Source organism: Bacteroides sp. (assembly GCF_029057325.1).
Taxonomy (GTDB): Bacteria; Bacteroidota; Bacteroidia; order Bacteroidales; family Bacteroidaceae; genus Bacteroides.
On the sequence record NZ_JAICZW010000029.1, the window covers coordinates 18,867 to 38,032 of the forward strand.

Below are 19,166 nucleotides of genomic sequence, written 5' to 3' on the forward strand. Positions count from 1 at the left end.
CCGTTACAATCTTTTCAGTGCCAGCTTGATGACCTGTTCCACCGGCGTGCTTGGGTCTTCTTTCAAGATGGCGAGCACCACCTTCTGTGAAGGGGCTTGCGCAAATCCAAGCATGGTCAGGGCGGCTATCGCTTCTTCCTGTACTTGTGCATTGGCGGCGTTCAGTGTCGCTATGCCGGTGCCTCCTGCGCTGTCGGTTGCAACCGCGCCGGTCTTTATCTTGTCTTTCAGGTCCACAATTATCCGTTGGGCGGTCTTCAGCCCGATTCCTTTGACGGTTTTCAGCAGATGGGCATTCTCTGTGCTGATGACGTTTGTCAGTTCCGATGGCGATAGTGCCGACAGAATCATGCGGGCCGTGTTTCCGCCGATGCCCGATACGGAGATGAGCAGCAGGAAGAGTTCGCGCTCCTGCTTGTCGGCAAAGCCATAGAGGACGTAAGCGTCTTCGCGGATGGCTTCGTAGATGTAGAGTTTGCACTCTTTCTTGCCCTGGATGGCGGCATACGTGTTCAGGGAGATGCTGATGCCATATCCCAATCCGTTGCAGTCCACTACGGCGGTGGCGGGAGTCAGTTCGGCTATTTCGCCTTTGATGTATTCTATCATAATTTCAGGTTGCTTATTGGGTTTGAAGTGCGTTTTGCATGCATATTGCCTGCGAATGTAGGGATTATTCTTGAACTTTCAGGCACTAAAAAAAGAAAAACTGTGTAAAAGGGCAGGAAGTTTTGCCTTGCTTCTGTCTGTGGAATAAATGAAAATGCTTACTTTTGCACCGATAAAGTGGAAAACTGATAACTAAAACTATAAAAAGAATGAAAAAAGTAAGAGCAGCCATCGTTGGTTATGGCAATATCGGGCACTATGTGCTCGAAGCCCTGCAAGCGGCTTCCGACTTTGAAGTGGCCGGTGTAGTGCGTCGTTCCGGAGCAGAAAACTGTCCGGAGGAACTGAAGAAATATCCCGTTGTGAAGAGTGTCAAGGAGTTGGAGGATGTGGATGTCGCCATTCTCTGTACGCCTACCCGCAAGGTAGAGGAGTATGCCAAAGAAATCCTTGCCTTGGGCATCCACACAGTGGATAGCTTCGACATCCATACAGGCATCACGGACTTGCGCCGTACGCTGGATGCGGAAGCGAAAGCCCACAACTCCGTCTCCATCATTTCTGCCGGATGGGATCCGGGAAGCGACTCCATTGTACGCACCCTGCTCGAAGCCATCGCCCCGAAAGGCATTACCTATACCAACTTCGGCCCGGGCATGAGCATGGGACACACCGTAGCCGTGAAAGCTGTGGAAGGAGTGAAGGCCGCCCTCTCCATGACCATCCCCACGGGAACCGGCATTCACCGCCGCATGGTGTATATAGAACTGAAGGAAGGCTACGATTTTGATAAGGTGGCAGCCGCCATCAAGGCCGACCCCTATTTCGTGAATGATGAGACGCACGTCAAGCTTGTTTCAAGTGTGGACGCACTCCTTGATATGGGGCATGGCGTGAACCTGACCCGCAAGGGTGTGTCCGGCAAGACGCAGAACCAGCTCTTTGAGTTCAACATGCGCATCAACAACCCCGCCCTTACGGCACAGGTGCTGGTATGCGTGGCTCGTGCTTCCATGCGTCAGCAGCCCGGTTGCTATACGATGGTGGAGATTCCGGTCATCGACCTTTTGCCGGGCGACCGCGAGGAGTGGATCGGACATCTGGTATAAAAGGATACAAGAGTTAAAGGTATTAGAGCCGATACTCTTGGGTATAACGACGCCATTCGTCCATAAACAAAGCCCTCACTCACTGCCGGAATACCAATTATCGTATTTCCGGCAATGGGTGAGGGCTTTTGCTATAAGAAGTCAGATTCTCTTTTTAGAAGAGAAACCGCAATATATCGTTAAAGTTCGCCCACAATAGCAGACCGAACAAAAGGAACATGCCCACCATCTGCGCATGCTCCATGAACTTGTCGCTGGGCTTGCGGCGTGCTATGATTTCGTACATCAGGAACAGGACGTGTCCGCCGTCCAGTGCAGGGATGGGCAGGATGTTCATAAAGGCCAGGATGATGGAGAGGAAGGCCGTCATGTACCAGAACTGGTGCCAGTCCCAAGTAGCAGGGAAGATGCTGCCGATGGTGCCGAAACCTCCGAGCTGCTTGGCTCCCTCTTTGGAGAAGAGGTATTTCATCTGTCCTACATATCCTTTCAAGGTATTTACTCCCAAAGCGATGCCGGCGGGGAAGGAGGAGAAGAAGTTATACTCCTTACGGACAACGGGCAGCAGCTTGTCAGTGGCGGTGCGTGCCATTATACCGATCTCATAATTGGCATCGGTTGTCAGGCTGAGGGTATCTGTCATGCCGTTGCGGACGTAGGTTAACACGATTTCATGGGAGGCATCGGCTTTCTGGCGTTTCAGCATCTCTTCTTTAAAATCGAAATAGGCGATTTTCTTACTATCCAGGTGGGTGATGCTGTCGCCCGCTTGCAGACCTGCCACAGCGGCGGGGCGTCCGGCAGATACACTGTCGATGACAAACGGGAAACGGAAACTGGCGAAGCGTACGCTGTCTGCCAGCAGGCGGTTCATCATGTCTTCGGGAATATAGACGGATGCGGGCTTCCCGTCACGGAGCACGCTCACCTGACGGGCATCGACTATGCTGGTCAGCAGGTCTCCATCGTAACGTTCGAACGGCACTCCGTCGGCAGACAGCAGGATATCGCCGTCTTGAAAGCCAATCGCCTTGGCCGTTTCGTTGAAGTCCATGCCCAACGGCACTTGCTGTACGGGGATGTATTCATCGCCCCATTTGAACAATATCATGGAGTAGATGAACAAGGCGAGCAGGAAGTTGAACAACACGCCGCCCACCATAATCAGCAGACGTTGCCAGGCCGGTTTGGCACGGAATTCCCACGGTTGCATGGGCTGTTTCATCTGTTCCAGGTCCATGGATTCGTCTATCATACCGGCAATTTTCACGTAGCCGCCCAAAGGCAACCAGCCGATGCCGTATTCCGTTTCACTGTTTTTAGGCTTGAACTTGAATAAAGTGAACCACGGGTCAAAGAACAGACAGAACTTTTCTACCCGTGTCTTGAACAGACGTGCAAAAAGAAAGTGTCCCCCCTCATGAATGATAACGAGCAACGAAAGGCTCATAACGAGTTGCAGGGTACGAATTAAGAATGTTTCCATTTTCAGAGTTATGTTTTATAATTTATGAATTATAATTTCAGATTTATGATTGATATGCTTGGCAATGTCTCGCAAGTCAGGTCATAAATCTGAAATCTAAAATCTTAAAGTTTCCATCGCTATCCTTCTGGCTTCTGCATCGGTGGCGACATAGTCATCGTAAGTGGGCTTCTGTATGAAAGATACGCGTGCCATGGTTTTCTCTATGACGTCGCTCATACCGAGGAATGAAATTTTGTCTTGCAGGAAGGCGGCGACCACCACTTCATTGGCCGCATTGACGATGCAGGGCATATTGCCGGCACGGTGCAGCGCTTCGTAGGCCAGTGCCAGGTTGCGGAAGCGGGTGGTGTCCGGCTGCTCGAACGTCAGTTCCGTGCACAGCTTGAAGTCCAAGCGGGGGAAAGAAGAGGATAGTCGGTCGGGATAGGAGAAGGCATACTGGATGGGCAAGCGCATATCCGGCATGCCTAATTGCGCTTTCACGGCACCGTCCTCAAATTGCACCATGGAATGGATGATGGATTGCGGATGCACCACCACTTCTATCTGGTCGGGGCGCACGCCGAACAGCCATTTGGCTTCGATGACCTCGAATCCTTTGTTCATCATCGAGGCAGAGTCGATGGTGATTTTGGCTCCCATCTCCCAGTTGGGGTGCTTCAATGCTTGCGCTTTGGTGACGGTTGCCAGTTGCTCCATCGTACAGGTGCGGAACGGGCCTCCGGAGGCGGTCAGTATCACTTTCTCTATCGCGTTGCCTATCTCTCCGGTCAGGCATTGGAATACGGCGGAGTGTTCGGAATCGACGGGCAGGATGGGTACACCGTTGAGGCGTGCCAGTTCATTGATGAGTTCTCCTGCCACTACCAATGTCTCTTTGTTGGCAAGGGCTATCGTTTTGCGGGCACGGATGGCGTTCATGGTCGGTTTCAGTCCGGCGTAGCCCACCATGGCGGTCAATACGATGTCGATAGGTTTTTCGCTCACAATCTGGCAAAGTGCCTCTTCGCCGGCATATACCTTGATGGGCAGGTCGGCAAGCGCTTCTTTCAGTTGCGGGTATTTCGATTCGTTGGCTATCACCACTGCCTCAGGCTTGAATTTTCGTGCCTGGGCTATAAGTTCTTCCACCCGGTTGTTGGCGGTCAATACGTATGCTTCGTATTGGTCGGGATGCTCTTCGATGACTTGCAGTGCCTGTGTACCGATGGAACCGGTAGATCCAAGTATGGCTATTTGTTTTTTCATAATTAAAATACGATATATAGTTCCGGGTTGATGGCTCTTCCTCTATGCCACAACTCGAAGTGGAGATGTGGCCCGGTAGTCAATTGCCCGGTGTTTCCTACTAATGCGATGGCTTCGCCTCCCTTTACGGCATCTCCCTCCTGTTTCAGCAGTGAGCCGCAATGCTTGTAAACAGATACGAAGTCTTGGCTGTGTTGTATCTCTATCAGATAGCCTGTTTCGGCTGTATAAGTACTCAGTATAACGGTGCCGTCCAGGGTTGCCACCACGCTTTCACCCGAATTGGCGGCGATATCGGTACCAAAATGTTTTCTTTCGACATTGAAGGTGCCCGAAATCATGCCGTTGGTCGGTCGGTAGAAAATCAATCCATCCGTATCGGGACGGGCGGTGATGCTTGTCAGGTTGTATTTTTCCGTCTCCTCATATTGTTTGCGGAATTCGGTCTCCCGCTGTGTCCGTTCCATGAGTGAGTCTTCGCGGATGTTGGTCAGCGAGTCGATGGAGTGCACGGTATCCGCCTTTACCTTGCCTTGGAAGATGTCCTGGATGTTCATGATGTAAAGCTGCTGTCTATCCACCAATTGCTGGAGTGAGTCCACACGCAGGGCGTTTTCCACCACCTGGGCGCGTACCTCGCTGTTCATGTAGCCGGGCAGGTAGTTGCGCAAGGGGGTGAAGGCGATGATGAGGGAGGCTATCAGGAACAGAACGGTCAGTACAGAAAGCAATACGGATATTCCGTTCAGTTTGGATACGCGTAGTCCCACCACCTCTTCAAGCGTATTCTCGTTGATGATGGTCAGCTTATATTTGAACTTGATGTTGTTCCAAAAAGCCTTGTTCCTTTTTTTCTTCTTTTTCTCCAATTGCTTTCTCTCCTAAATTTAGCAATGTTCTTTTTTAGATTTTCTCAATTGAATTCTTCCGTCTCTTCCAATGCCAACAGTCCTTTCGGTAGATCCATGGTGATGACTTTGTGTTTTTGGTCAATGTCCACGATAAACTCTTCTTGGGCGGGAATCAGCAACTCTTCTCCGTTATAATCTATTATGAACAGGGTGTTGATGGTGGACGTATCCACATCCGTAATCTCCCCCAATTTGCCGTGATGTACTTCTTCCACACGGAAACCGACAAAGAAACTCCAACTCAATTCCTCTACTTCGGCCTCTTCCACATGCTTGATGGGGAAATAGACTTCGACGTTGGTAAACATGCGGGCGCGTTCCGCCGTGTCCACTCCTTCCAGTTTGACGAGGGCGGTCGTGTCCGAACGGAAACGATACTCTTCTAAGAAGAAGGGTACCAAAATGCCATCCAACAGACAGACAAGGTATTCCGCTTCCACCCGGTCGAAGATGTCGTCCGTGAAAGTGAACGATAGTTCCCCATGGATTCCATGAGGTTTATTGAATACACCTATCTTATATACTTCTTCTTTTTTAATCATCGCTCAGTCCGATTATTACATTAGCATATTTGCATATCCTCACATTCTCATATTCTCGTAATCCTCGCTCCCAAAGCATTCAGTCGTCCTTCAATGTTCTGATATCCGCGGTCTATCTGTTCGATGTTGTGGATGCGGCTGATGCCGTCGGCGCTCATGGCAGCTATCAGCAGGGCGATACCGGCACGGATGTCGGGCGAAGTCATGTTGCCGCCTCGCAATTTGAAGCCGTGGTTGTGTCCGATGACGACAGCACGGTGCGGGTCGCAGAGAATGATTTGTGCTCCCATGTCTATCAGCTTGTCCACAAAGAACAGGCGGCTTTCGAACATCTTTTGATGGATGAGCACGCTCCCTTTGGCTTGCGTGGCAACCACCAGCAGCACGCTGAGCAAGTCCGGTGTGAGTCCGGGCCAGGGCGCATCGGCAATGGTCATGATGGAACCGTCGATAAAGGATTCTATCTGATACCTCTCTTGCGCGGGTACGTAGATATCGTCTCCCCGTTGTTCCATTTGGATGCCGAGGCGTCGGAAGCTGTCGGGAATGATGCCTAAGTTTTCGTATGAGACGTTCTTGATGGTCAGCTCACTTTGTGTCATGGCTGCCATACCGATGAAACTGCCCACTTCAATCATGTCGGGCAGAATGGTATGGTCGGCGCCGTGCAGTTCGTTTACCCCTTCGATGGTGAGGAGGTTGGAGGCGATGCCTTCTATCTTGGCTCCCATCCGGTTCAGCATCCGGCATAACTGTTGTACGTAGGGTTCGCAAGCCGCATTGTAGATGGTTGTTTTTCCTTTGGCCAAAACCGCTGCCATCACGATGTTGGCGGTTCCCGTTACCGACGCTTCGTCCAGCAACATATAGGTGCCGTGGAGCTGTTCCGCTGATATCTCGTAAACTTCCCGCTCTTCGTTGTAGGCGAAGTTGGCGCCCAATCGTTGGATGCCGATGAAGTGGGTGTCCAGACGGCGGCGGCCTATCTTGTCTCCTCCCGGTTTGGAAATCATCGCTTTGCCGAAGCGTGCCAGCATAGGGCCTACCAGCATGACAGAACCACGGAGGCTGGAACATCTTTTCAGAAACTCGTCGCTTCCCAGATAGGCGAAGTCGATGTTGGCGGCTTGGAAACTATATGTGTCTATGCCTTCCTTCGATACGCTGACACCCATGTCGCGCATCAACTGGATGAGATTGTTGACGTCCAGTATGTCCGGTATGTTGTGTACGGTTACTTTGTCGGCTGTGAGCAGCGTGGCACAGATTATCTGCAGAACCTCGTTCTTCGCTCCCTGGGGATGGATGTCGCCGCAGAGCCTGTGTCCTCCTTCGATTATAAATGATGCCATGGAAAGGGTTTGGATTTATGATTTCAAATTTCAGATTTATGATTTTAGATTTATGATTTCAGATAGCGTTACGCCCAGCATAAATCATAAATTTCTCAGTCGCCCAGCATAAATCATAAATCTTCAGTACTTTCGTTTGTTGTTCCGGTTGTAGTTCCGGTTGTTTTGGTTTACTTTTGGGCGATAGTTGAGTGCTATCCGTTCTGCCATGAGGCGGAGGAGGCTGTCGGTCAGTTGCAGCTTCCCGTCCGACAATTCGGCAAGGTCGTCGGCTATCTTGCGGTCATCTACCGTATCTTTGTTCCACGACATGTAGTCTTTCTTCATGTGGTTGCAGATAAGGGCCACTAAATTTTGCTTTTCGTCTCCCTCGGGAAACTCGATAGCCTTCTTTATCAGCACTTCCAGCGTGCGACCGTAGTGGCGGTACCGGATTTTGGTATTGGGGTAGGGGACGTTTCCCGGTTTGGTATCCAAATTGTCCTTGCGTATGATTTCGTAGGGATAGTCGATATCCAGTTTGAAGTCGGCCATGATGGCGAGGTGGTCCCACAGTTTGTGCTTGAAGTCGGGTACGTCGCGCAAGTGCGGGAACATGCCTCCCATGATATTGATAATCGTATTGGCGCAACGTTGACGTTCCGCACGGTCTTCAATGGTGAGTGCGTGATCTACCATGTTCTGGATGCTACGGCCGTATTCGGGCAGAGGCATTCGCTTTTGTTGGGTATTATACTGCATATATCTAAGTTAAGAATTAAAAATGAAGAATGAAGAATGAAAAACACATTGTTGGCCATGTTTGTATGCCGTATGCTGATTCTTCCTTCTTAGTCCTTCATTCTTCATTATAATAGTTTTTTGGGTTTTCCTGCCACGAACTCTTTCAGGTAGAACGGTTCAAAGTAGGCGACATCCTTGAAGTCGTTCTCGGAGATGGCTTTCTCTGCCAGCGGCATCATCATGCTTGCCAGCGGGCGGATGCCGTCAATGAAATGTGCGTTGGGGTGCGTGATTTTCTCTTTGCATTTGGCGGCACCGTCGCCAAAAAAATAGACGGGCTGCTTCTCCAGAAATTCCAGATAGGAATGCTCGTCCACAATGTCGGCGGCAATGTCGCGCACAGGGCGCAGCGCACGGTCGTAAACGGCGGCATACACTTCCATGCGGCGGGCATCTATCATGGGGCAGAGCAACGCGTCGTCGGGCAGTTCGTCGTGATAGAGCAATACCGGTACGCATTGCACTTTCAAGGTCGGCAGGCCGATGAGGGGCACGTTGCGTCCGTAGCAGACACCTTTTGCCATGGAGACACCGATGCGCAGTCCGGTGTATGAACCCGGTCCGCAACTCACGGCGACCGCATCCAACGGCATGGCGTGGCTGTCGGCGAATGAGAGCGCCTCGTCCACAAAGACTCCCAACGATACGGCGTGCGAGGGACCGTTCAAGTCCTCTTTCTTGAAAACGTTCTGCCCCTCGTCGCTCACGGCTACGGAGCAGGCGGAGGTGGACGTCTCAATATGTAAGATACATGACATAGTTTTTGTTCTTGATTTTGTGGCAAATTTACGTGATTATTTTCAGATACACAAATGAATCCTCTTGCCTCTTTCTGTCTTATCCCGACAATTCTTTTTCTTTTCCCCTGTCTTCCCCTCATTTTCTCCCTGTCTATGGAGAAGGAACATACAAGGAGCAGGTAGGGAGCAGGTAGGGAGCGGGTAGGGGCAGATAGGGGAAGGAAGCAGAAAGATAGGCGGCTGTCTGTCCCGGCACACCTTCCTGTTGCCTATGACTTTTGTATTTGAATGAAGGAATCGCGTTTTGATATTTATAAATATTTACACGGAAAATCTACAGCCCGAAAAGCCCGTTACTTTCTGTTCCTCCTGTCCGCACCCTGTCCGCTCCATGGTTTCTTCGGTGTTTCTTCGGACGTTCTTCGGACATTCTTCGGTCCTAGGGAGTGGAGTTTGTCCGAAGAACGTCCGAAGCCGAATAGGCGCTGGTAGGGGTAAGACAGGGAGCGTATAGGGAGGAGATAGGAGAAAAAAGGAAGGAGTTTTTTTCACCGGGATGTGCCGGCTGTGAGAAAGAAATGGAAAAATATTTTACATTTTGAGAGGGGCAACGTTTGCCTCATTTGCAGGAGTTATCACTTCGTTAGGAGTTACAGGAGTTAAAATCGATACGCTTGTACATGATACCATTACGGGAGTATTGGTTTTAACTTCTAAGCCGGCTTGTCGGCTGATAGTTCCTTTTGGCTTCTCTAACTCTTTTCGTACCTGTTCTGCTGTTTACCTGATTGGGATTCAATAGTTTATAGGGCTATACCTTGGTGCAGCCGCTCATTTGCATGCTGTCGGCCGGTATTTCGGATGCACCAGGGTGCATCCTTACATTGAAAATGAATACGTTATACATGCCATAGTAGGTGAATAGTTACCTTTTTTCAATGGAAAGACCGTGCCTGTAACCAAAGATTTATTGGTATTTACGCAAAAATAATCATTGGGAATGCGTATCTTTGCGCAAAACTATAACAATATGATACAATCTATGACAGGCTATGGCAAAGCAACTGTCGAATTGCCTGATAAGAAAATCAACGTCGAAATAAAGTCGCTTAACAGCAAAGCGATGGATTTGTCCACCCGCATCGCTCCGCTTTATCGGGAGAAGGAGATGGAAATCCGCAATGAGCTATCCCGGAAACTGGAACGGGGAAAGGTGGATTTCAGCCTTTGGATAGAGAAAAAAGAGGGTGTGGAGAGCGCTACCCCCATCAATCAGGGGCTGGTAGAAGGATATTATAAGCAGATTAGCGCCATATCTCAGAATCTTGGCATTCCCGTACCTGAAGATTGGTTTGCCACGTTGCTTCGCATGCCGGACGTGATGACCAAAAACGAGACGCAGGAACTGAGCGAGGAAGAGTGGGCTGTGGCTTATACGGCTGTAGAAACGGCGGCTGACGCTTTGGTGGAGTTTCGCAAACAGGAAGGTGCCGCGCTTGAGAAGAAATTCCGCGAGAAGATTGCCAACATCGCACACCTGCTTGAGAGCATCGAGCCTTACGAGAAGGAACGGGTAGCCAAGATAAAGGAGCGTATCATCGATGCGCTGGAAAAAAAGCTGGGCGTGGACTACGACAAGAACCGCTTGGAACAAGAACTTATCTACTACATCGAGAAGCTGGATGTGAATGAAGAGAAACAGCGCCTCGGCAACCATCTGAAGTATTTCGTCAGCACGCTGGAGACCGGAAGTGGACAAGGCAAGAAGCTGGGATTCATCGCTCAGGAGATGGGGCGTGAAATCAACACGCTGGGCAGTAAGTCCAATCATGCCGAAATGCAGAAAATTGTCGTTCAGATGAAGGACGAGTTGGAGCAGATTAAAGAACAGGTGCTCAATGTGATGTAATGTTCCTTATTAAAATAGAAAAAACATGGGTAAACTTATCATCTTTTCAGCCCCTTCGGGCTCCGGCAAGTCAACGATTATCAACTATCTGCTGACTCAGCATTTGAATCTTGCCTTTTCTGTCTCTGCCACCAGCCGTCCGCCCCGTGGCACGGAAAAGGATGGAGTGGAATACTTCTTTTTGTCTCCCGAAGAGTTTCGGCGGCGTATAGCCAATGACGAGTTTCTGGAGTATGAAGAGGTGTATCAGGACCGCTTCTACGGAACGTTGAAAGCGCAGGTGGAGAAGCAGCTCGCCGCCGGGCAGAACGTGGTGTTTGATGTCGATGTGGTGGGCGGTTGCAACATCAAGAAGTTCTATGGTGAACGCGCCTTGTCGGTATTCATCCAGCCCCCTTCGGTGGAAGAGTTGCGCAAGCGGTTGGTAGGTCGCGGAACGGACGCTCCCGAGGTGATAGAGAGCCGCGTGGCGAAAGCCGAATACGAACTGGGCTTTGCGTCGAAGTTCGACAAAGTCATTGTGAACGATGACTTGGAGACGGCAAAAGCGGAAGCGTTGAAAGTAATCGCTGGTTTCTTGAAAGAAGACTGATTTCAGTCTCAGTATTTCTCAATTTTCAATTCTCAATTCTCCATTACCAAAGTGAATATAGGTATTTTCAGCGGTTCGTTCAATCCGATACACATCGGGCATCTGGCTCTCGCCAATTATCTTTGTGAATACGAGGGGCTGGATGAAGTGTGGTTCCTTGTCTCTCCCCACAATCCGCTGAAGGAGGAGGGCGGGCTGATGGACGACAAGTTGCGCTTGAAGCTGGTGCAGCTTGCCGTGGCGGGCTATCCGAAGTTCAGGGCTTCCGATTTTGAATTCCACCTGCCCCGTCCTTCTTATACCGTCCATACGCTGGACGCGCTGAAGCGTGCCTATCCCCGGCATATTTTCCATCTTATCATCGGTTCGGACAATTGGGCGCTCTTCTCTCGCTGGCATCAGTCGGAGCGCATTTTGGCAGAAAACCGTCTGCTGGTCTATCCTCGTCCCGGCTATCCGGTGGAGGCGGACGCTTTGCCGCCTCGTGTCAGGCTGGTCGATTCGCCGATCTTTGAGATTAGTTCCACTTTTATCCGCCGGGCGATGGAGGAGGGGAAAGATATCCGCTATTTCCTCCATCCGGCGGTGTATGAAGAATGGAAAAAACGTTGCAGTTTACTCTAAGCACTTGTCAAGCTCCTTAATAAGCGCTTCTTTGTCTATATGCTGACCGATGAATACAATCTTTATCATGCGGTCGCCATACTTTTCGTCCCAGTCGCGAAGCAGTCCCGGCTCTTGTCGCATCAGTTGGATGAGGTCTTCTTCGGGAGCGGTGGCATACCACAATCCTGCTTCGGTTATCTTTTTTTGTACGCCTGCCTGTTCAAAGAGGAAGGACATGTCGCGGTTGTGGCTGAAGTAGCACACGCCTTTGGCACGGATGATGTTCTTCGGCCATTTGGAGGCGACAAAATAGTCGAACTTGTGTATGTCGAATGCCGCACGGCGGTAATAGACGAAGGTGCCGATGCCATATTCCTCCACCTCTCCGCCTTCGTGGTGGTGATGGTGATGGTGGTGATGTTCGTGATGCTCTTCGTGATGCGGGTGCTCCCCTTCATGGTGATGGGGGTGGTGCGCTTCCCTCTCTTCCTCTTCGGTGACTTGCCTTTCGATGCCCCGAATCCATCCGGCGGAGGTGGCGGCGCGTTCAAAGTTGAAGAGGTTGGTGCGGAGGAGCTTTTCCAAATCCACGTCAGCGTAGTTGCATGTTATGATTTCGGCGCCGGGTTGCAGTGTGCGGAGAATCTGCTTGATGCGTTCCAGTTCTTCCGGTTCCACTTCGTCGGCTTTGTTCAGCAGGATGATGTTGCAGAACTCAATCTGCTGTATGATGAGGTTTTCGATGTCCTCCTCATCGATGCCTTTTCGGGTCAGGTTGTCGCCGCAGGCAAACTCGCTTTGCAGGCGCAGCGCATCGACCACGGTCGTGATGCAGTCCAGGTGGCAGATGCCGTATTTGGTGTAGGCGCCTCCCATGCTTGGGATGGAGCAGATGGTCTGTGCGATGGGTTCCGGTTCGCAGATGCCGCTTGCTTCGATGACGATATAGTCGAAGCGTTGCATTTTCATGATTTCGAATATCTGTTCTATCAGGTCTGTCCTCAGCGTGCAGCAGATGCAGCCGTTTTGCAGCGCAACGAGGCTTTCGTCCTTCTTGCCCACGACGCCCCCTTTCTGTATGAGGTCCGCATCGATGTTCACCTCTCCTATGTCGTTGACGATGACGGCAAACTTGATGCCTCGTTCGTTGGAGAGGATGTGGTTCACCAAGGTGGTTTTGCCGCTACCGAGGTAGCCGGTCAGGAGGAGGACGGGGATTTCTAATGCGTTCATAATCTTTCTTTTAAATCTATATCTAATAGGTATAACATGTGTATTCGTTTTTTTCGCAAATGCTTTATTCTTTTTTGAGTGCGAAGTTACGGCTTTCTGGCATAAATTGAACGAACTTCGATTAAAAAAGGTCTTTTCCATTTACTTTATTTCTTTGTCTTCTCTATCTTTGTGACGATTATCATTCCGAGCGTGGGCGATAATCGTTTTTGTGGGAATTCCTTTTATTCCTCTCCACATTGTAGATTGTATAGATGAATACCATATATTGGGGCAGGGATTTTGGCCTTATGGTTATCAGGGATGCACTGTATGTATTCAACAGCATTGACAGCAATCTTCAATTCAACCAATAGCTCCTTGTGTTCAAGAACAAAAGAATATGCATCTTGCATTTCCTTCGGGAGATTGTCAAAGCAGTCAAGCGTTTGGTTACCCCAATCCACCCATGGATTCAAATTCATGAATCTTGCAGTACTGCGCATGTTTGGTGGTAAAATTAAGATGATATTGCAATTTGATTTTTCCAGAAAGAGTGGTATCTTTCGGAAATGGGTACGAAAGCGGCTCAACATGTCTGATGTTCCTGCAGATGTCCCTGTAAAACTGACCGACACTCACCAAAAAGGGTTATAGGCTTATTGGGTTTTCAGTTCGGTTGTCACTACCGATTCCGGATGAGTCATATCTTTTGCGTGAAGTATCTACCCTTTTTCTACAACCACCCAATAGATAATATTTAATATCCTGATAATTAGGGATGATTGAGAAATGCGCTAAGTTCCGTTAGAACTTATGCATTTCAATAAATTTTAAATTTCGGCAGCAAATATATAAAAAACATTATGAATGGCAAACAAAGCACCCAATTTTTATTACGATTCCAATAAAATACTTAAAATTTAGATTGTTGTCGTAGAATTACCGGAAACCTGCCGCATGAGTATAGCCTCATTGAAAAGCGGTAATATGCTGATTTTTAAAAGAATATCGTCTTCTATTATTTAAGGTTTATCGAAACCATAAGTTCTAACGGAACTTTATATCTTAAGAGAACTTTGCTTTTCTAAAACCTTAAAAAACATAATATGATTAAGAGTCTAAAGTCCGTGGGTGCTCTGCTGTTCTTGTCAACTTTTTGTAACGGAACAGTTTACGCCACTCAAGTAGAAAAAACAGCGGACGTAAAGGTGGTTCAGCAAAATGGTACTTGTACCGGAGTTGTAAAGGATGCTACAGGCGAAACGGTCATCGGTGCATCTGTGTTAGTGAAAGGTTCTACAAATGGAACCATCACAGGAATAGATGGAGATTTCTCCCTTTCTAATGTTCCAAGAGGAAGCGTGATTGTCATCTCTTTTGTCGGCTATCAGACGCAGGAGGTGAAATGGACGGGAACTCCATTGAACATTGTCCTGAAGGACGATTCGAAATTGCTGGACGAAGTAGTCGTAGTGGGCTATGGAACACAGAAGAAAGTGAATGTGACAGGTGCGGTGAGCATGGTGAACTCAGACGTGATTGAATCGCGTCCTGTTGCTAATGTGAGCCAGGCATTGCAGGGTGCCATTCCCGGTTTGAACCTTTCTGCCAGCTCAAGCGGTGGTGACCTTAACACCAGCATGAGCATTAATATCCGTGGTACAGGTTCTATCGGTAACGGTTCTGTGGACAGACCTTTGATCTTGATTGACGGTATCGAAGGTGATTTGAATTCCTTGAATCCCAATGATGTAGAAAGCGTATCAGTACTGAAAGATGCGGCTTCGGCTTCTATCTACGGTTCGCGTGCTGCATTCGGTGTGATCTTGGTTACCACCAAGAGTGGAAAGGCCGGCAAGGTGAAGGTTACTTATTCAGGTGACGTTCGTTTCAGCACTGCAACACAGGTGCCTAAGATGGCCAATTCACTGCAATTTGCCACTTACTTCAATGCCGCGAATGTTAACGCAGGAGGTTCGAATATATTCACCGATGAAACGATGGAGAACATCAAGAAGTACATGAACGGCGAATTCACAGACCCCAGCCGACCGGAATATTGGGGAACAACAGCCAATCCGTCGAACGGAAAGTGGAACAACTATGGTTCGGCTTTTGCCAATACGGACTGGTTTAATGAGTTCTACAAGAAGAATGTACCTTCTACACAGCATAACCTGAGCTTGAGCGGTGGTAACGAGAAGTTCAATTGGTCAGTTAGTGGAAGCTTCCTGTTGCAGAACGGTTTGATTGCTCACGGACACGATGAACTGGACCGTTACACATTGAACAGCAAAATCGGAGCCGAACTCGCTTCATGGGCACGTTTGGATTACTCTACCAAATGGACACGCAAGGATTATGAGAAACCTCAGTATCTGACAGGTTTGTTCTTCCACAACATTGCACGCCGCTGGCCTTCTTGTCCGGTTGTTGACCCGAATGGAAACTGGATGGCCGAAATGGAGATTTATGAATTGGAAGACGGTGGTATCTATAAGGAGAACAACGACGAGTTCACTCAACAGCTGAAGTTCACCTTCACACCGGTGAAAGGATGGAACATCTATGCGGAAGGAGCTTTGCGTCTTAGTAATAACAAGACTACCAAAAGCGAAATTCCTATTTACAATTACAATGCGGCCAACGAACCGATGTTGCGTGACTCCGGATACGGAACAGTGACTTCTGTGTATGACAACCGCTACAGACAAAACTATTATGCAGTGAATGTCTATACCGACTATACTCGCAGCTTCGGAAAACACAACGGAAAAGTATTGGTGGGTGTGAACTATGAGCGCTATAACCAAGACAACATGTGGGGTAGCGGTAAGAACCTGACTACAGAAGACAAGACTTTCCTGAGCCAGGCACAGAGCAACAAGAAGAATGGTGACGGCTATTGGAACCGTGCTACAGCCGGTTATTTCGGACGTTTCAATTATGACTATGACGGCAAGTATCTGGCAGAGTTCAATATCCGTTATGACGGTTCTTCACGCTTCTTGGCCGACAAGCGTTGGGCATGGTTCCCGTCAGTATCTTTGGGATGGAACATCGCCCGTGAGGAATTCTTTGAGAATCTGACTGAAACAGTCAATACATTGAAACTTCGTGCTTCTTGGGGACAATTGGGTAACACCAGCTCCAATTATGGCAGTTTCTGGGATTGGTATCCGTTCTACCAGCAGCAAGCCATCGGCTCCGCAAACAGCAACTGGCTGATTAATGGAGAAAAACAGAACACAGCTTCATTGCCCGGCATTGTGAATGCTACCATGACTTGGGAAACGGTAGAAACATGGGACATCGGTTTCGATTTCGGAGCTTTCAATAATCGTCTGACCGGTACTTTCGACTGGTACAGCCGTACAACGAAAGATATGATTGGTCCGGCACCTGTCTTGGGTTCTGTATTGGGTACTGATGCACCGAGGACCAACAACTGCGATATGCGTACTACAGGTTGGGAATTGGAACTCAGCTGGCGCGATCAGATCAATGACTTCACATACGGCGCACGATTCAATATCTCGGACAACCGTTCCAAGATCCTGTCTTATCCGTATGATGGTGATTTTGAAAATCAAAATGTCGGCGGTTACTACAATGGCAAGTACTTGAATGAAATCTGGGGTTATGAAAGTGTAGGTCTGGCATCCACCAAAGAAGAAATGGACAACTGGTTGGCAAACAATAAACCCAACTGGGGAAGCAACTGGGGTGCAGGTGACGTCATGTATAAGGACCAGAACGGTGACGGTATTGTCAATTCCGGTGCAGGCACTCTGAAAGATCACGGTGACTTGAAGCGTATCGGTAATGCGACTCCGCGCTATCGCGTAGGTTTGAACCTGGATGCAGCATACAAGGGATTTGACTTCTCTGTATTCTTCCAAGGAGTGTTGAAACGTGACTGGAACTTTGGAGCAGGAGATGCTTATTTCTGGGGAGCACAGGGCAACCAGTGGCAAAGTGCTTGCTTCGAGGAGCATCTGGACTACTGGACAGAAGAGAACAAAGGCGCCTATTATCCCAAACCTTATATGGGTGGTATCACGAAGAACCAGCAGACACAGACACGCTATCTGCAGAGTGCCGCCTACCTTCGTTGCAAGAATATTCAGTTGGGATACTCTTTGCCGAAGTCTCTGCTGTTACCGGCCGGAATCAGCAATTGCCGTGTTTATCTGTCATGCGACAACTTGTTCACTATTACAGGTTTGTCAAGCATCTTTGATCCCGAAGCATTCGGTGGATATGGTGACGAAGGTTGGGGAAGTGGTAAGACTTACCCGCTGCAACGTACCATCTCTGTGGGTGTAAATCTTAGTTTTTAAATCACAATAATAATAAGAAGAAGAATATGAAAATAAATACAAAACACATCGGATTATGTCTTTTGCTGGGTGCTACTGCCATGGGTACCACCTCATGCAACGACCTGCTTGATCTTGATCCTATAAGCCAAATTACACCTGGCTCATACTATACATCTGCCGATCAGTTGGCTACTTACTTGAACAATTATTATAGTTCCTATCTAGTTGCTCCCTACAGTGGTGAAATGTATCACACGCAGAGTTATAGTGACGGTATGGCACGTTCTGACGGCAATACCGATATCATGTTGTCCAGTTTGAACGGTAGCACCACGCTCTTCGCCGATGACCACTGGGAAGTTTCTTCCGGAAAGACTCTTCAGGGATACTACGGAGGAGTGCGCATTTACAACTATTTCTTGGAGAAGGCAACCACCGGTTATAAGAACGGAACGATTTCCGGCGATGCCGAACTGATAAAGAACTATATCGGAGAGGGCTACTTCTTCCGTGCGTTGTGCTACTTCCGAATGTTGGCCTATTATGGTGATTTGCCCATAATTACCGAAGTATTGGAAGACAGAGATGATGTCATCGTAGAAAACAGTAAGCGTAGTCCGCGTAATGAAGTGGCCCGTTTCATCTTGAAAGATTTGGACGAAGCCATCAATAACCTGGCAAGTCGAGGTAAGTTCAATGGCCAGCGTGTCAACAAAGAGGCAGCTTTGTTATTTAAAGCCAGAGTAGCCTTGTTCGAAGCCACTTTTGAGAAGTATCACAAGGGAAGCGGACGTGTGCCGGGAGACAACAACTGGCCGGGCAAGGATATGCCTTACAACAGTGGAAAGACTTTCAACATTGATGGTGAAGTGAACTTCTTCCTGACAGAAGCCATGAACGCATCAAAACAGATAGCAGAAAGCGCGCAACTCACTGAAAACAACCACGTGATCGAACCTCAGCCGGGTGTCATCACCGGTTGGAACGAGTATTTCGAAATGTACAGCCAGCCTTCATTGGCCAATGTTCCTGAAGTCTTGTTGTGGAAGCAATACAACTATAGCCTGAGCGTCAGCCACAATGCACCCTATCGTGTGAAGACCGGTTGTGCCGATGGTTATACCCGTACCTTTGCAGAATCTTTCTTGATGAAGAACGGATTGCCTATTTATGCCAGCAACGAGTATCGGGGTGATGTCAGCATCGATGATGTGAAGGCCGGCCGCGACGAACGTCTCCAGCTGTTTGTTTGGAGCGAGAACACGCTGCTTGATTCTGATCCTACTGCTCCTCAATACGGTCAGGTGTTCACGAAGCCCGGTATCGAGAGCTCCAATCAGGAAACACGTTGCGTCACAGGCTACCAGCCGCGTAAGTATTATACGTATGACTATGCCCAGACTCCGAACGATGAGATACGTGGTACCAATGCTTGCCCCATTTTCCGTACGGCAGAAGCGTTGCTGATCTACATGGAAGCTTGCTATGAAAAGAATGGAAGTTTGGATGCTGATGCTAAGAAATACTGGCAGGCGTTGCGTAAACGCGCCGGTGTGAGCACAGATATCGACGCTACGATTGCCGCTACCGACCTTGAGAAAGAAAAGGATTTCGGCGTGTATTCAGGAACTACCAGAGTAGATGCAACCTTGTATAACATTCGTCGTGAACGTATGAACGAACTTTTCAGTGAAGGACAACGTTTCGCGGATTTGATCCGTTGGCGTTCGTTCGAC

Annotated in this window: 15 protein-coding genes; 6 read left to right on the plus strand and 9 right to left on the minus strand. The window is 48.9% G+C overall.

Annotated features, from left to right (window positions below; all coding sequences use genetic code 11):
• Nucleotides 1-3: 3 nt before the first annotated feature.
• On the minus strand, nucleotides 4-609 hold the full coding sequence (ruvA, locus tag K2G43_RS02050; protein ID WP_297642377.1) for a Holliday junction branch migration protein RuvA: 606 nt from the start codon (nucleotides 607-609) through the stop codon (nucleotides 4-6).
• 209 nt (nucleotides 610-818) lie between these two features.
• On the opposite strand from ruvA, the gene K2G43_RS02055 reads away from it, so the two are divergent.
• The gene (locus K2G43_RS02055; RefSeq protein WP_297642375.1) at nucleotides 819-1,718 is read left to right on the plus strand and encodes a diaminopimelate dehydrogenase; all 900 of its coding nucleotides are present in this window, start codon (nucleotides 819-821) and stop codon (nucleotides 1,716-1,718) included.
• A gap of 154 nt (nucleotides 1,719-1,872) precedes the next feature.
• Here the strand turns inward: K2G43_RS02055 and rseP are convergent, their stop codons facing one another.
• The 7 genes from rseP to tsaB all read right to left on the minus strand — a co-directional run bounded on the left by rseP (nucleotide 1,873) and on the right by tsaB (nucleotide 8,801).
• Nucleotides 1,873-3,204: an RIP metalloprotease RseP gene (gene rseP / locus K2G43_RS02060; RefSeq protein ID WP_300152843.1), complete on the minus strand. Its 1,332-nt coding sequence runs from the start codon at nucleotides 3,202-3,204 to the stop codon at nucleotides 1,873-1,875.
• Nucleotides 3,205-3,300: 96 nt separating this feature from the next.
• Nucleotides 3,301-4,455 carry a 1-deoxy-D-xylulose-5-phosphate reductoisomerase gene (locus K2G43_RS02065; RefSeq protein WP_297642229.1) on the minus strand — a complete coding sequence of 385 codons (1,155 nt, stop codon included), beginning with the start codon at nucleotides 4,453-4,455 and terminating at the stop codon, nucleotides 3,301-3,303.
• A gap of 2 nt (nucleotides 4,456-4,457) precedes the next feature.
• A complete protein-coding gene (locus tag K2G43_RS02070; RefSeq protein ID WP_300152844.1) occupies nucleotides 4,458-5,324 on the minus strand; it encodes a M23 family metallopeptidase in 867 nt (288 codons plus the stop codon).
• A gap of 44 nt (nucleotides 5,325-5,368) precedes the next feature.
• Complete coding sequence (gene rimM / locus K2G43_RS02075) at nucleotides 5,369-5,908, minus strand: ribosome maturation factor RimM (protein ID WP_297642231.1); 540 nt, start codon at nucleotides 5,906-5,908, stop codon at nucleotides 5,369-5,371.
• A gap of 47 nt (nucleotides 5,909-5,955) precedes the next feature.
• On the minus strand, nucleotides 5,956-7,260 hold the full coding sequence (gene murA / locus K2G43_RS02080; RefSeq protein WP_297642232.1) for a UDP-N-acetylglucosamine 1-carboxyvinyltransferase: 1,305 nt from the start codon (nucleotides 7,258-7,260) through the stop codon (nucleotides 5,956-5,958).
• 123 nt (nucleotides 7,261-7,383) lie between these two features.
• Nucleotides 7,384-8,001: a DUF4290 domain-containing protein gene (locus tag K2G43_RS02085; RefSeq protein WP_297642233.1), complete on the minus strand. Its 618-nt coding sequence runs from the start codon at nucleotides 7,999-8,001 to the stop codon at nucleotides 7,384-7,386.
• A gap of 107 nt (nucleotides 8,002-8,108) precedes the next feature.
• Nucleotides 8,109-8,801, minus strand: coding sequence for a tRNA (adenosine(37)-N6)-threonylcarbamoyltransferase complex dimerization subunit type 1 TsaB (gene tsaB / locus K2G43_RS02090; protein ID WP_300152845.1), 693 nt, complete (start codon nucleotides 8,799-8,801; stop codon nucleotides 8,109-8,111).
• A gap of 1,012 nt (nucleotides 8,802-9,813) precedes the next feature.
• Between tsaB and K2G43_RS02095 the strand changes: the two genes are divergently transcribed.
• Genes K2G43_RS02095 through nadD form a run of 3 tightly spaced genes read left to right on the plus strand, consistent with a single transcriptional unit; the run spans nucleotide 9,814 to nucleotide 11,908 of the window.
• Nucleotides 9,814-10,692 (plus strand): YicC/YloC family endoribonuclease, encoded by an 879-nt coding sequence (locus K2G43_RS02095; RefSeq protein ID WP_297642235.1) that lies wholly within the window; start codon nucleotides 9,814-9,816, stop codon nucleotides 10,690-10,692.
• Nucleotides 10,693-10,717: 25 nt separating this feature from the next.
• Complete coding sequence (gene gmk / locus K2G43_RS02100) at nucleotides 10,718-11,284, plus strand: guanylate kinase (RefSeq protein WP_300152846.1); 567 nt, start codon at nucleotides 10,718-10,720, stop codon at nucleotides 11,282-11,284.
• 51 nt (nucleotides 11,285-11,335) lie between these two features.
• Entirely contained in the window at nucleotides 11,336-11,908 is a 573-nt protein-coding gene (gene nadD / locus K2G43_RS02105; protein WP_297642237.1) for a nicotinate (nicotinamide) nucleotide adenylyltransferase, read from the plus strand.
• Here the strand turns inward: nadD and K2G43_RS02110 are convergent.
• Nucleotides 11,900-13,123, minus strand: a complete 1,224-nt coding sequence (locus tag K2G43_RS02110) for a GTP-binding protein (protein WP_297642238.1) — start codon at nucleotides 13,121-13,123, stop codon at nucleotides 11,900-11,902. The two genes, nadD and K2G43_RS02110, sit on opposite strands and share 9 nt — an antisense overlap.
• Nucleotides 13,124-14,211: 1,088 nt before the next feature.
• Between K2G43_RS02110 and K2G43_RS02115 the strand changes: the two genes are divergently transcribed.
• On the plus strand, nucleotides 14,212-17,448 hold the full coding sequence (locus K2G43_RS02115) for a TonB-dependent receptor (protein ID WP_297642239.1): 3,237 nt from the start codon (nucleotides 14,212-14,214) through the stop codon (nucleotides 17,446-17,448).
• 26 nt (nucleotides 17,449-17,474) lie between these two features.
• A partial coding sequence (locus K2G43_RS02120; protein WP_300152847.1) for a RagB/SusD family nutrient uptake outer membrane protein occupies nucleotides 17,475-19,166 on the plus strand: 1,692 nt, incomplete at its 3' end.